General features: G+C 34.9%; 8 protein-coding genes. 5 read left to right on the top strand and 3 right to left on the bottom strand.

The features are described from left to right. Positions 1–141 precede the first annotated feature (141 nt). Both AVL50_RS20530 and AVL50_RS20535 read left to right on the top strand, forming a co-directional pair. Positions 142–2,481, top strand: coding sequence for a M1 family metallopeptidase (locus tag AVL50_RS20530; protein WP_062618354.1), 2,340 nt, complete (start codon positions 142–144; stop codon positions 2,479–2,481). Between the two features lie 58 nt (positions 2,482–2,539). Beyond that, positions 2,540–4,801, top strand: a complete 2,262-nt coding sequence (locus AVL50_RS20535) for a M1 family metallopeptidase (RefSeq protein WP_062618355.1) — start codon at positions 2,540–2,542, stop codon at positions 4,799–4,801. Between the two features lie 95 nt (positions 4,802–4,896). Here the strand turns inward: AVL50_RS20535 and AVL50_RS20540 are convergent, their stop codons facing one another. Then, a complete protein-coding gene (locus AVL50_RS20540; protein WP_157491463.1) occupies positions 4,897–5,532 on the bottom strand; it encodes a hypothetical protein in 636 nt (211 codons plus the stop codon). A 173-nt stretch (positions 5,533–5,705) separates the two neighbouring features. After that, positions 5,706–7,373 carry a gliding motility-associated ABC transporter substrate-binding protein GldG gene (gene gldG / locus AVL50_RS20545; protein WP_253764309.1) on the bottom strand — a complete coding sequence of 556 codons (1,668 nt, stop codon included), beginning with the start codon at positions 7,371–7,373 and terminating at the stop codon, positions 5,706–5,708. Between the two features lie 207 nt (positions 7,374–7,580). Between gldG and AVL50_RS20550 the strand changes: the two genes are divergently transcribed. The 3 genes from AVL50_RS20550 (at position 7,581) to AVL50_RS20560 (ending at position 13,187) form a co-directional block, all read left to right on the top strand. Continuing rightward, entirely contained in the window at positions 7,581–8,996 is a 1,416-nt protein-coding gene (locus AVL50_RS20550; protein ID WP_062618365.1) for a CCA tRNA nucleotidyltransferase, read from the top strand. 37 nt (positions 8,997–9,033) lie between these two features. Further along, a complete protein-coding gene (gene hemE, locus AVL50_RS20555) occupies positions 9,034–10,059 on the top strand; it encodes a uroporphyrinogen decarboxylase (RefSeq protein WP_062618358.1) in 1,026 nt (341 codons plus the stop codon). 782 nt (positions 10,060–10,841) lie between these two features. Then, the gene (locus AVL50_RS20560) at positions 10,842–13,187 is read left to right on the top strand and encodes a carboxypeptidase-like regulatory domain-containing protein (RefSeq protein WP_062618359.1); all 2,346 of its coding nucleotides are present in this window, start codon (positions 10,842–10,844) and stop codon (positions 13,185–13,187) included. A 210-nt stretch (positions 13,188–13,397) separates the two neighbouring features. Here AVL50_RS20560 and AVL50_RS20565 read toward each other — a convergent pair whose 3' ends face one another. Next, entirely contained in the window at positions 13,398–14,276 is an 879-nt protein-coding gene (locus tag AVL50_RS20565) for an Rpn family recombination-promoting nuclease/putative transposase (RefSeq protein WP_062618360.1), read from the bottom strand. Positions 14,277–14,451 lie beyond the last annotated feature (175 nt).

Raw genomic sequence — 14,451 nt, forward strand, 5'->3', positions numbered from 1 at the left:
TCCTATAGACCCCCGTAAATTCAAAACCTTTTACCCTTTTTAAAGTTTTGAATTTCTATCTATTAGTTACGCCAATTAATATTTTAGGCTCAGCAATTAATAATTATTTTAAACTTTCATTTTTTAGCAACTTCCATTCTTATGACTAGAATTACCAAATTATTTATCTCGTTCGTTGTACTAGTGTCAAGTACGGGATTAGTTTTTGGTCAGAAGGAGTTCTACAATAACAACAAGTTCAAACAACTTGATGAAGAACTTCCCACACCGAACGTTTATAGAACAGGTTCTGGTGCTCCAGGGCACGAATATTGGCAACAAAAGGCAGATTATGTAATTGAAGCATCAATTGATGAGAAATTACACCGATTAACTGGTGCTGAAACAGTAACCTACTACAACAACTCTCCTGATGTTCTAACTTACCTTTGGATTCAGTTAGATCAAAACATGAGAGCCACTGATTCTGATACTTACAAAATCAGACAAAACAAAGTGGGAAAAAGTGTCAACATCAACCAATTGGCTGGCATTGACGGTTTCCCTGAATATGATGGAGGTCACAAAATCCAAAAAGTAACGGATGCTTCTGGTAATCCTATCAAATATACCATCAACAAAACAATGATGCGTTTGGATTTACCGCAGGCTTTGAACCCAGGTGAAAAAGTTACATTCAACATTGATTGGTATTATAACATCAACGACCGTCTATTAATGGGTGGCCGTGGTGGTTATGAAACTTTTGCTGAAGATGGTAATACAATCTATACCATTACACAATGGTTCCCAAGAATGGCCGTTTATGATGATTTCAACGGATGGCAACACAAGCAATTCTTAGGTAACGGAGAATTTGCTTTAACATTTGGTGACTATGATGTAAAAATCACTGTTCCTTCTGATCATATCGTAGCCTCTACAGGTGAATTACAAAACCCTGATGAAATTTTAACTGAGGAGCAAAAGAAACGTTTTGAGGAATCAAAAACAGCTGATAAGCCAGTTGTAATTGTTTCTCAAAAAGAAGCAGAGAAAAAAGAGAAAACAGTTGAAAGTGGTACAAAAACATGGCACTACAAGGCGAAAAATGTAAGAGACTTCGCTTTTGGTTCATCTCGTAAGTTTATCTGGGATGCAATGGGTGTTGACATTAATGGTAAAACAGTAATGGCAATGTCTTATTACCCGAAAGAAGCTAATCCATTATACGGACAGTATTCTACAGAAGCAGTAGCACATACTTTAGAAGTTTATTCTAAATACACTATTGATTACCCTTACCCAGTAGCTATCTCTGTTGAGGCATCAAACGGTATGGAATATCCAATGATCTGTTTCAACTACGGTCGTCCTGAAAAAGATGGTACTTACTCTCCTCGTATCAAGTACGGAATGATCTCTGTAATCATTCATGAAGTAGGTCACAACTTCTTCCCTATGATCATCAATTCTGATGAGCGTCAGTGGACTTGGATGGATGAAGGTTTAAATACTTTCTGTCAATATTTAGCAGAGCAAGAATGGGAAGAAAATTATCCTTCACGTAGAGGACCTGCTGAAAACATTGTGAATTACATGAAAGGTGAGAAAAACAATATCACCCCTATTATGACTAACTCAGAGTCTATCAAGCAGTTTGGTAATAACGCTTATGGAAAACCCGCTACAGCTTTGAATATTTTAAGAGAGACTATCATGGGGCGTGAGCTATTTGATTATGCTTTTAAAGAATATGCTCAAAGATGGGCTTTCAAACATCCAAAGCCAGCAGATTTCTATAGAACAATGGAAGATGCATCAGGTGTTGATTTAGATTGGTTCTGGAGAGGTTGGTTCTATACTACTGAAGCCGTTGACATTTCTATTGAAGACGTTACTTTTGTGGAGTTAGATACTCAAGATCCTAAAGTTGAAGAAGCAAAACGTAAAGCAAAACGTGATGCTCAACCAAAAGATATCACTACAATTCATAATGAAGAAATCAACTTATCACGTAGAGTGGATAGAAAACCTGAATTAAAAGATTTCTATAACAGCTACGATGAGTTGGATGCGAATTATGAAGATTATGAGAAGTATAAGAAGTACCAAAGCTCATTAAACAAAAATGATAAGGCCTGGATCGCTTCTAACAAACATCTTTATGAAGTAAAATTCAAAAATGTTGGTGGTTTAGTAATGCCAATTATCATTGAACTTCAATATGAAGATGGTACTTCTGAAAAGAAATACATTCCTGCTGAAATCTGGAAAAAAGATGATATCGTAGTTTCTAAAGTATTTGTATGTGACAAGCCAGTGGTTCAATTTGTGTTAGACCCTAACAAAGAAACAGCTGACATCGACACGGAAAACAACTACTTCCCTCGTCAAAACCAAATGAGTAGATTCCAGCTTTACAAATCAGGTGCTAATCAACCTAGAACATATGATTCTGGAAGATTAAATCCTATGCAGAAAGCAAAGAAAAAGAAATAATTATTGATCAATAATTAGAAGAACGACCATCGAAAGGTGGTCGTTTTTTAGTTTAAATATGAAAACACTCTATACAACCCTAATTCTTACTCTTTTGGCTTCAAGTGCCGTTTTTGCACAAAAAGAGTTTTATAATAACAATAAGTTTAAGCAACTAGACGAAGAACTTCCTACTCCCAATGTTTATAGAACGGGTTCTGGAGCTCCAGGCCATCAGTATTGGCAACAACAAGCAGATTATGTGATTGAAGCTAGTCTTGATGAATCTAAGCATAGACTTACAGGTAAAGAAACGATCACCTATACCAATAATTCTCCTGATATCATCAAGTATTTATGGGTACAGTTGGATCAAAATATGAGAGCTAAAAACTCAAATACCTATAAAATCCAACAGAGTAAAATTGAAGACAAAGCCTCTCTTAAGAAATTACAAAGAATTGAAGGTTACCCTGAGTACGATGGCGGGCATAAAATTGCATCTGTTACTGATACAAATGGAAAGACGATTCCTTTTGTCATTAATCAAACCATGATGCGAGTGGATATTGCTCAACCTATGCAACCCGGTGATCAGTTCACTTTCAATGTAGAATGGAGTTACAATATCAATAACCGTAAATTAATGGGTGGCCGTGGTGGCTATGAACAATTCCCTGATGGTAATACTTTATACACTATCACGCAATGGTATCCAAGAATGGCTGTCTATGACGATGTGAACGGGTGGCAAAACAAACAATTTTTAGGTAACGGAGAATTCGCTTTAACATTTGGTGATTTTGATGTGAAATTTACTGTCCCTGCTGACCATATTGTTGCCTCTACGGGTGTTTTACAAGATTCTTCTGTTTTGACAGAAGAGCAAATCCAAAGAATAGAAAAAGCAAAGACTGCGGAGAAACCTGAGATGATTGTCACTTTAAAAGAAGTGCAAAAGAAAGAGAAGAAAAAGGTGAAAGGAACAAAAACTTGGCATTATACAGCTGAGAATGTAAGAGACTTTGCCATGGGATCTTCTCGTAAATTACTTTGGGATGCAATGGGTGTTGAAGTCGGTGGCAAAACAGTAATGGCCATGTCTTACTATCCGAAAGAAGCATATGATCTTTATAAGAGATATTCAACAGAAGCGGTAGCACATACATTAGAAACTTACTCAAAATATACTTTTGATTATCCTTATCCTGTAGCAATTTCTGTTGAAGCTGAAAACGGGATGGAGTATCCAATGATTTGCTTTAACTACGGAAGAGTTGACGAAAAAGGAAATTACTCAAAGAGAACTAAATATGGAATGCTTTCGGTAATTATTCATGAAGTAGGCCACAACTACTTCCCTATGATTGTCAATTCTGATGAACGTCAGTGGACATGGATGGACGAAGGGCTGAACTCATTCCTACAATTCGTTGCTGAACAAGAATGGGAAGAAGGCTACCCTAGTAGAGAAGGTTTCCCTGAATTGATTGTTGATTATATGAAAGGTGATCCTGCAGGAATCTCTCCTATCATGACCAACTCTGAGTCAATTCATCAATTTGGTTATAATGCCTACTCAAAACCAGCAACGGCTCTTAATATCCTTCGAGAAACTATTATGGGTAGAGAGTTATTTGATTATGCTTTTAAAGAATATGCTCGAAGATGGAAATTCAAGCACCCTACTCCTGCTGATTTCTTTAGAACAATGGAAGACGCATCAGGTGTAGATTTGGATTGGTTCTGGAGAGGTTGGTTCTACACTACCGAACCTTGTGATATTAGTATTGAGAACGTAACGTTTAAAGAACTAAATACTCAAGACCCAGCTATTGAAGAAAAGAAACGTAAGGAATTACGTTCTTCTAAAGCTCCTACCATTACCGAGCTTCACAATGAAGAAGTAGGTCTTGTAACAAGAGTAGAAAAGAAAAAGGAATTGGAGGACTTTTACAATTCTTATGACCCACTTGATAAAACAGCAAGTGAAGAAAAACAATTCAAAAGATACCAAAGCAGTCTAACAAAAGAAGATAAAGCATGGCTTCAAGAAGAGCACTTTGTCTATCAGATTGACTTTAAAAACGTAGGTGGATTAATCATGCCAATCATCCTTCAAAAAGTATATGAAGATGGTACAAGTGAGAAAGTATATATCCCTGCTGAAGTTTGGAGAAAGAACAATGAAAATGTCACTAAAGTATTTGTAGAGAAGAAAAAGGTCGTTTCTTTTGTTTTAGATCCTAACAGAGAAACAGCTGATATTGACACTTACAACAACTACTTCCCTAGAGAAGAACAAGTGAACCGTTTTCAATTGTATAAAGGGAGAAGATAATTTGTAATTTCTCTGTAATAGAAACAGCCACTAGAACTATTGAATTTTAGTGGCTGTTTTTTTATATGAAAGGTTTAAAACCTGAAAATACTTTTTTAGTGGGCTTGAATCTTCCTTTTTCTAAAATCATCTAATTCATTTGTAGAGAACTGTCTGAAAGAAAATTTATAACCCATAGCTAATGCAAAGCCATAAAAAAGCAAATCTCTTGGATCAAATGTTTCAATCAAAAGTTCTGGAATATAGGTAAAATCAATCCAAGTCATCACCTCCATAATTCCAACACCTTCTTCATTAGCGATCAATCCAATAATAGTAAAAACATTTCCTAATATAATGGAAGACAATGCAATCAAAGCACCTACGACACCAAAGATTGTATCAAGGCCTTTCCCAAAATACCGAATAGCAATTCCTATACCTGCACCAATACCAATTGCTAAGTAATTGATTTGATATAACGTTAACACAGAAATACCAGCCCAAATCAAAGCACCAATAAAACCCGTAATTAATCCAGCCATAATAGCCATTGGAAGATTTTGATCCATCTTCAATTCCTCTAATTCTTCAAAAGAAAGGTTAGACTGGATATCCTTAGGTTCTAATTTGATATCATCAATCCCAGAATAGTCTTTGACATTCTCGTCTTTAGTGAAATCAGAACATTCACCACTAAAGTTTGCTTTTTCTCCTGTTAGACTGCAAATCAATCCTTCTTTTGGATTCATTTTTCTATTGGTACATTTCTTACAAAAAACCAATTGTTCGTTTCTAGTCATTATTTTGCTTTAAGTTGAATGAATAAAAAAATGCTATTGAGTTCTTTTATCAATAGCATTCACAATATAGATATCAATTAGAATAATTAGAAGTAGAAGAATTCTAAATTAAATTAACTTAGTTATTTATTATACTTCCTTTTTCTCTGGTAGATAAAACCTATTCCTAAAAGAATAGTAATCGCTACAGGAACTCCAACATTAATCCATTGCCACATCGTCTTCTCTTCTCTGATCTTAAAAGAATCTAATGGACGAATTGTTACTTTCTTATTTCTAGCCAAAATTAAGCCTTCTTCATCTGTCAGATAATCCATAGCGTTCATTAAGAAATCAAGATTGGATAAGGATTGATTACGGAAACGGTCAAACTCTATCGACTCCATTTGACCATTTAAAGGATTGAGCTCATTTTTAATAATATCAGCATCACCCATTACAATTACTTTGCTTTCCTTTTTTCCTTCTTTTATTAAACTCGACTTCGGAATACCCTTTGGAGGAAAACGGTTGGCATATAATGATTTGAATTTACCTTCCAAAAGGTAAGCGACTGGAATATGAGGTGTGTTGAACAACTCTTTTTGACCTGCTTCTTTAATTTCATCCAAAGAGATAATATTAGGCATTTTTCGAATTCTAGAGTAGTTGGAAGTATAGATTAAAGGAGTTTTCTTAATTCCTTTTGATTTCACTGTATCCAAAGTACTCACAAACTTTCCGTATACCACATCCATATTTCTTACAATGGGATGTTCTGAAAAAGTATTTAAATACATAAAATAAGGCCAAGGCAGTTTTTTCAAATTGGCTTTATCTCCAAAATTCCCTGCCACTACTTCAATTAAGCCTGTTTGCTGATCTTGGATCAAATCAATATTTGGTCTTACTCCTAACCTGAATAATAAATCTTCAATATTTAGATCATAACCAAATGCGTAAGTTCCTCCTAAAGGAATAGAGTCTTTGTTCATCTGCACTCTGTCCATTAGGAACATAACATTTCCTCCATTCATTAAATACTGATCTATATAATATTTATCTCTATTTGGAAATTTCTTTTTAGGTTGAGCCACGATAATTCCATCAAACTGATTTAAAGTACTCATATCATTTACTTCAGCAACGTAGTATTTCTTCTTTAACGCTTGAATCGCTTCTGTCATTTCTGTAGGTGTCAATTCATCATGCCCTTGAATAATGGCAATTTTCTTGGATTGCGTTTGAGAAAGTTCTTTGATTGCACTGGCTAACTCAAATTCTACACCTTCTATAGATTGATTGATCTGCTCTTGAGAAGATCTTGCTTTGTTACCTTTTAATAAAAGAACTCCTTTCTGTTTTCCTTTGTATGAAACTAAAGCACCTGGATAAATCAGACGCTGTGTTTGTTCTCCATTTGCGGAAACATCAAAAAGAGTAGTTTGAGGAATACCTTTTTTGATAATGGATTGCTGGAAGGCTCTTTTTTGTCTTTGATCAGCAAAGTCATTAGGGTCAACAAAACGATAGTCTAATTGTCCATTGGATTGGATTTTAAACTCATCTAAAGTTTCTTGGATAGATTGCTTCAAATGCTCGAATTCTGCATTCAAGGGGCCATCTAGATAAACATCAATTTGTACTTCATCAGGAAGATTATTCAATAACCTTTCCGTAGCAGGATTGATGCTAAATCTCTTTTCTTCGGTTAAATCCCAACGGAAAAAAAGTTGATCTGAATGTATATTAAGTAATATAAAAAAAAGTACTACTGCAGAAAAAGATAATAGGTCCTCCCACTTACGCATAATCATTGAACAAATTTGCCTGTCATTAAATTTCTCGCAAAATCGGATGTTTAGGTGATTTTGCAAAATAATAAATCAAGATTACACCAATTTTTCGAGTTGATTTGTCAATTATCAATTATTAATCTCTTTTCTAGCATAAAATAATGTATTTTTGCATTTCAGTTTGAATTTATAGTTTTTTAGTACTTTTTGATTGTGTCAGAAATCAATTTTAAAGATACATTAGATAAAAATCCAATTTTCCAGATCGTTGCTCAAAGTGCGCAGGAGGTTGGTTTCAAAACTTACCTAGTAGGTGGTTTTGTCAGAGACTTACTTCTTAAGCGTCCTTCCAAAGACATTGATATAGTATGTGTAGGTAGTGGAATCGTTTTGGCCGAACAAGTGGCTAAGAATGGTGGTAACCTTCCTTGCAATACTTTCAAGAGCTTTGGTACAGCTATGGTAAAGTTCGATGATTACGAAGTAGAATTTGTAGGAGCAAGAAAAGAATCTTACCGTAGAGAATCACGCAAGCCGATTGTGGAGGATGGTACGTTGGAAGACGACCAAAACAGAAGAGATTTCACTATCAATGCTTTAGCAATCTCTCTTAATCTTGAGGATTTTGGCGATTTGGTTGATCCGTTTGGAGGTGTAGATGACTTGAAGAAAAAGAACATCATTACACCTTTAGAACCTAACATTACTTTTTCTGATGATCCCCTAAGAATGATGAGAGCGATCCGTTTTGCCTCTCAGCTTTCTTTTGATATAGACCCTGATACTTTCCAAGCGATTACCGATAATAAGGAACGCATTGAGATTGTATCCAAGGAAAGAATCATGGATGAATTGAATAAAATCATCCTCTCTCCACTCCCATCTTATGGCTTTAAGCTTTTGTTCACTTCAGGATTATTGGAATTGATTTTCCCTGAAATGAATAATCTCTACGGTGTTGAACGTAGAGATGGCAAAGGACATAAAGATAATTTCTATCATACCTTAAAGGTGTTGGACAATGTTGCTGAGAAATCAGATGACTTATGGTTACGCTGGGCGGCAATTCTTCATGATATTGCTAAACCTCCTACCAAGCGATTCAATCCTAAAGTAGGTTGGACATTCCATGGGCATGAAGACAAAGGAGCACGTATGGTTCCTGGTATTTTTAAGCGTTTGAAATTGCCATTGAATGACAAAATGAAATTTGTACAGAAATTAGTACGACTTCATTTACGTCCGATTGCTCTTGTGAAAAAAGAAGTGACTGACTCCGCTGTTCGCCGTTTGCTTTTTGAAGCCGGTGATGATGTAGAGGCATTAATGGCACTTTGCAGAGCAGATATTACTTCTAAAGACGATAAAAAGGTAAAGAAATATTTGGCCAACTTTGATTATGTAGAATCGAGGTTGATCGAAGTAGAAGAAAGTGATCAGATCCGTAACTTCCAGCCTGTTATTACGGGTGAGAGAATTATGGAAACTTTTGGGATTAAACCTTCACGTGAAGTGGGACAAATCAAGGATCAAGTTCGTGAGGCTATTTTGGACGGTAAGATCAAAAACACCGAAGAAGAAGCATTTCCATTTATGTTGAACATAGGGAAAGAACTTGGGTTAACTCCTGTTGAATAATAAAAAGAACTCCAAACAACTTAATTGAATATATAACATGAATGATTTAATTCTTCGTACTGCAAGAGGTGAAAAGACAGAAAGAACACCTGTATGGTTAATGCGTCAAGCAGGTCGTATCCTTCCTGAATATAGAGCAGTAAGAAATAGCGTTTCTGGTTTTGTGGAATTATGTCAAACACCTGAATTAGCGGCGGAAGTTACAATTCAACCAGTAGATTTATTGGGCGTTGATGCGGCAATTATTTTCTCAGATATCTTAGTGATTCCTGAAGCGATGGGCTTGCCTTATGAAATGGTCGAGAAAAGAGGTCCCTTCTTCCCTAACACGATACAGTCAGAAGCTGATCTTCAAAAAATCAGAGTAGCAGATGTTGAATCTGATTTAGGTTATGTTTTAGAAGCAATTAAGTTGACAAAGAAAGAGTTAAATGGTAGAGTTCCTTTGATTGGTTTTGCAGGTGCTCCATTTACAATTTTCTGTTATATGATTGAAGGACAAGGATCAAAAACATTCTCTAAAGCAAAGAAAATGTTCTATACAAATCCTGAGTTCTCACATCAGTTATTACAAATGATCACTGACAGTACTATTGCATATTTGAAAGCTCAAATCAAAGCAGGTGCTGATATGATCCAAATTTTTGATTCATGGGCTGGTATTCTTTCTCCAGAACAATACAGCGTATTTGCAATGCCTTATATCAACCAAATCTGTGACGCTATCACTGAGGTTCCAAAAACGGTATTTGCTAAAGGTGCTTACTTTGCTAGAGAAGCAATCGGAAGAAGCAACTGTAATACAGTTGGTTTGGACTGGAACATGGATGTTGCTGAATCAAGAATGTTGACCAACGGTAAAGTACTTCAAGGTAACCTTGATCCATGTGCTTTATACGGTTCTAATGCTGAGGTTGAAAAAGCAACAAAAGCAATGTTGGATAAATTCGGTCCTGATAAGCATATTGCTAACTTGGGTCACGGTGTTTACCCAGATATTGATCCTGAAAAAGTAAAAGTATTTATTAATACTGTGAAGGAATACTCTGAAAAAATGAGATAGTCTTTATCGGAATAAAAGCATAGAAAAGTCTGTAAGTCTTCGTGATTTGCAGACTTTTTTTGTTTCAAGCTATTTCTCCTAGTTATATTACTGGTTCAAGTCTTAAGCTGAAAGCGTGACTTGGACCTAAATCTAGAAAAAGTCTGTAGACTTTTAGTTATAAATAGTGTTACTTTAGCTATAAGTCTTCAGACTTATAACAATTGTAAGCACAAGTGACACCTACGGTTTAACACTTGCGCTAGACTGAGAAAATATGAAATTTGAAATAATCTAAAATTAGTAAACTCCCAAACCTGGTATAATACCCGCATTAGTAACAAGATAGATTAATAGGATTGAATAGGATTGATATGAAATAATGAATTATGATAAATTTTAAGGAATACATGTGCTTCTTTTTATATAAAAAAAGAAAAAAAGCAGATGTGCTATTATAAATGCCAACTCAAAAAAAATCATATGTTTTGAACTTTGAGTACCTGATCCATAGAAAAAAAAGACAAGCATCCCGGATATAATTTTTTGAATCACATAATATAATACACTGAGTAATATTATAAACAATAACTTAATTTTCATCTGTAACTTCAACATCTATATTAAAATTATTCCTCTTATTTGAAAGAACTATACATTCTCAATGGCTTCCATATTCATACCAAACGGATATAGTTGTTTTCTCTTTCATATTATTTTTTTCATCACGCATAGGGGTAAAACGTTCTCTTGGTGTCATCATCATGTAAACAAAATTAAATGCTCTTAAATCAATTTTTAAAATGATGAAAAAAAATATTTGCTCTATGCTTTTCTTGCTTTTCGCAACAACTGTCTTTTCACAAGAACTGAAGCAAGTAATCAGAGGTCAGATTGTTGATGCCACTTCTAAAGCTCCCCTACCATTTGCTACCATAATTGTTACTTCCTTGGAAACTCCTCTAGGCACTGTTGCGGATGACCAAGGCAATTTTAGATTAGAAGGCATTCCAGTTGGTCGACAAAATTTAAAAGTAACTTTGGTAGGATATGAACCTGCAATGGTCAATAATTTAATGCTGAATTCTGCGAAGGAATTAGTTCTAACCATTCCTCTTAAAGAAAGTACTACTCAGATGGAAGAAGTAGTGATTCGGGCTTCAGAAGGAAATGGTAAAACATTAAATGAAATGGTCAGTGTGAGTGGACAGTCTTTTACGGTGGAACAAACAGAAAGGTTAGCTGTCTTTGATGACCCTGCGAGAGTTGTAGCTTCTTTTGCCGGGGTGACTACAGGTAACCTAGATGATAATGGTGTGGTGATTAGAGGAAATGCTCCCAAAGGTGTTTTATGGAGATTAGAAGGTGTAGAAATTCCCAACCCCAACCATTTTGGTGGTCTTGGTTCCTTTGGTGGCGGAGCAATATCTGCACTAAGCGGTCTGATGTTAGGTGATTCTGATTTCTTAACAGGCGCTTTCCCTGCCGAATATGGAAATGCGATGTCAGGCGTTTTTGATATGCAGTTTAGAAATGGGAACAATGAAACTTCTGAACATGCCGTTCAATTAGGAACATTAGGATTGGATATCTCTTCTGAAGGTCCTTTTTCAAAAAATAGTAATGCGTCTTATCTCTTTAATTATAGATATTCAACGCTCGCACTAATAAAGCCTATTCTTCCTGAAGATAATGGTATTCCAACCTATCAAGATTTAAGTTTTAAAATTAATGTCCCCACAAAAAAAGCAGGTGTATTTTCTATTTGGGGCTTAGGCTTATTAGATGGTATTGATTCAAAAGCCAATAAAGACACCACCGAATGGGTTTCTGAATACGATAGTTATTCTGATCTAGGTACATTCAGAACTGGAATTTTGGGTTTAACGCATAATTATTCCTTTAGCAATAAAACCTTCTTAAAAACATCTGTTGTGGCTTCACAGGAGTATAAAAGATACGAAGAAGAGCGATATGATTTCCTTTTAGATACCTACCCGACTGCTGATCTGAGTATTAAAAATAATAAGTGGACAGCCTCAACGGTATTGCAACATAAATTTAATGCTTCTCATTTTAATCGAACGGGAGTAATTGTCAATCAATTGCATTACAATTCTAAATTAGCTTTCTCTCCCGAATTTAAAGATCCTTTGTATACCTATTTAGATGAACAAAGTACCATTAATACTTATCAGTTTTTTACACAGTCACAGTTTGATTTAACCTCTCACTTAAAATTAAATGTAGGTATTCATAGTCAATATGTAAATTTCAACGAAGAGTTGACATTTGAACCAAGAGCAAGCCTATCCTATCAAATCTCTCCCAACAGGTCCATCGGATTTGCTTATGGTAAACATTCCAAACTAGAGCCTTTGCCATTGTATTTTAGTGAAATTGAAGAAAATGGTGTAGTAACTCAACCAAATACTTCCTTACCACTATCTAAATCTCATCATTATGTTTTTTCATATGATTGGAATATTAATGACAAAATTACACTTAGTATCGAACCCTACTACCAACTCCTCTATGACGTCCCTGTAATTCCAGATAGTTCTTACTCGGCCATTAATATTGATGCTCAATGGCTGTATGAAGATAAAATGGAAGGAACTGGAACAGGTGAAAACATGGGAATAGACATCACTTTATCAAGAAGTTTAGATCAAGGCTTTTACTATATGTTTACCGGTTCTGTCTTTGATTCAAAATACAAGGGAGGTGATGGTATTGAACGTAATACTAGATTCAATAGAGGATTTGTGATCAATGCAATTTATGGCAAAGAATGGGTCGTTGGAAAATCAAAAAACAAAGTGTTAGGCCTTAGCGGTCGTTTGAATCTTCTTGGTGGAAAATATACCACTCCTATAGATACTGAGGAAAGTATGGATCAAAAAGAAACCATCTATGATGAATCAAAAATTTATACGGAGAAACAAGATCCATCTTACCGTTTAGATATTTCGTTCTATTGGAAAATTAATAAAAGAAGACATACGGGCACATGGAAATTACAGCTATTAAATGCCCTTGGCAGTAAGGATGATTATGGTTATTTATACAACTATCAAACTCAAAACCTTGAGAAAGCTGATGCACAAATTGTCATTCCTTCATTAGCTTATAAAATAGAATTTTAATTTTTTGCTCTGGTGGATTGTGAGATGTGAGGCATTTTGTCTTTACAGAATTAGTAATAATTATTGCTTTAGTGAATAATTGAAAGGTTATAACTCTGTAGGGCCACAATGCATTATAGCTCACGATCCACTAGAAGTTATCGATAATAATTAAATCTACCCATTGGTACAAGTACTAATCGGAAGTCGAGAGATTTCCCAATCATTCAACTATTTCTTAGCCAATGCTTCTATTTCTTGGAGTGTTAAACCTGTGCCTTTTGCTACTTGTTCTATAGATAATCCCATTTGAAGGAAGTTTTTAGCAGTTTCAAACGCTTTTTCTTTCTTACCTATCTCTCTTTCTTTAATAATAGCCTCCATCTCCAAAGTACGCTCTCTGCTTGCTTCATCCATAAGATTTATAATATGATTCTTATAGCTTACCTGTTCAGATTTAGACATTTTATCTACTTTTAAAATTTCTTTGGCTTGTTCTAACCCTTTCGCTTTAAAGTCATCTTTGATTTCATTGTTTTTGAAGTAGTAGATCCATTCATCTAGCGTATTTCTGGCTACATCATCAAATTGATTTACTTTGATGATGTAATATTCAGGAAATAAATCAGAAGGAGTTTTATCTTCACCTAAAAATACTTTCTGTTTACCTGATAGGTCTAATTTATCATTCTGATGAATGCCCTCAAAATTAGTTTTACCATGATAAACATAATCGGCTCCTTGACCCAAATCAAAATATACAATATTCACAGAATAAACCTTCTTGACATGTTGGTAAGATTCTCCTAATGAAATATACTCCGTTAGTACTTTTGAGGTACCGTAAAGCATACGTTGAAAGTAATTGTATTCTAGTTGATTCTGCACTTCAATAATAACGTATTCTCCTTTTTGGTTTTTCACCAGAATATCAACACGATTGAATTTATCGGAAGCCGTTTCTTGATTTCCTTCACTTTCTAAAATACTATCTATCGTAAGGTCCTCCTGCATCAATTCAGAAAGAAACCCTTCTAAAATTACATAATCCGCCTTATTTCTTAAGAGGCGTTTTATCGCCCAATCAAAACGTATTAAATCATTTTTCATAATAGTATCTTATTTTTTTGTAAAGGAAATAATAGTGTTTTCATGGGTAAAGTTAAGAAGAAAATTATTTTTAATGCTTGTTGAAAAAATATTATTTTAAGGAAAATAGAGGAAGTATTTTTAATATAACAAGCCAATCTACGTGAGGGTAGTTTGGCTTGATTTGTTGTTATGA

Source organism: Flammeovirga sp. SJP92 (assembly GCF_001583495.1).
Lineage (GTDB): Bacteria > Bacteroidota > Bacteroidia > Cytophagales > Flammeovirgaceae > Flammeovirga.

Coding starts and splice junctions, on each gene's coding strand:
- AVL50_RS20530 (WP_062618354.1), top strand. CDS start 142: ATGACTAGAATTACCAAATTATTTATCTCGTTCGTTGTACTAGTGTCA.
- gldG (WP_253764309.1), bottom strand. CDS start 7,373: ATGCGTAAGTGGGAGGACCTATTATCTTTTTCTGCAGTAGTACTTTTT.
- hemE (WP_062618358.1), top strand. CDS start 9,034: ATGAATGATTTAATTCTTCGTACTGCAAGAGGTGAAAAGACAGAAAGA.
- AVL50_RS20560 (WP_062618359.1), top strand. CDS start 10,842: ATGATGAAAAAAAATATTTGCTCTATGCTTTTCTTGCTTTTCGCAACA.
- AVL50_RS20565 (WP_062618360.1), bottom strand. CDS start 14,276: ATGAAAAATGATTTAATACGTTTTGATTGGGCGATAAAACGCCTCTTA.
- AVL50_RS20540 (WP_157491463.1), bottom strand. CDS start 5,532: ATGAATCCAAAAGAAGGATTGATTTGCAGTCTAACAGGAGAAAAAGCA.
- AVL50_RS20535 (WP_062618355.1), top strand. CDS start 2,540: ATGAAAACACTCTATACAACCCTAATTCTTACTCTTTTGGCTTCAAGT.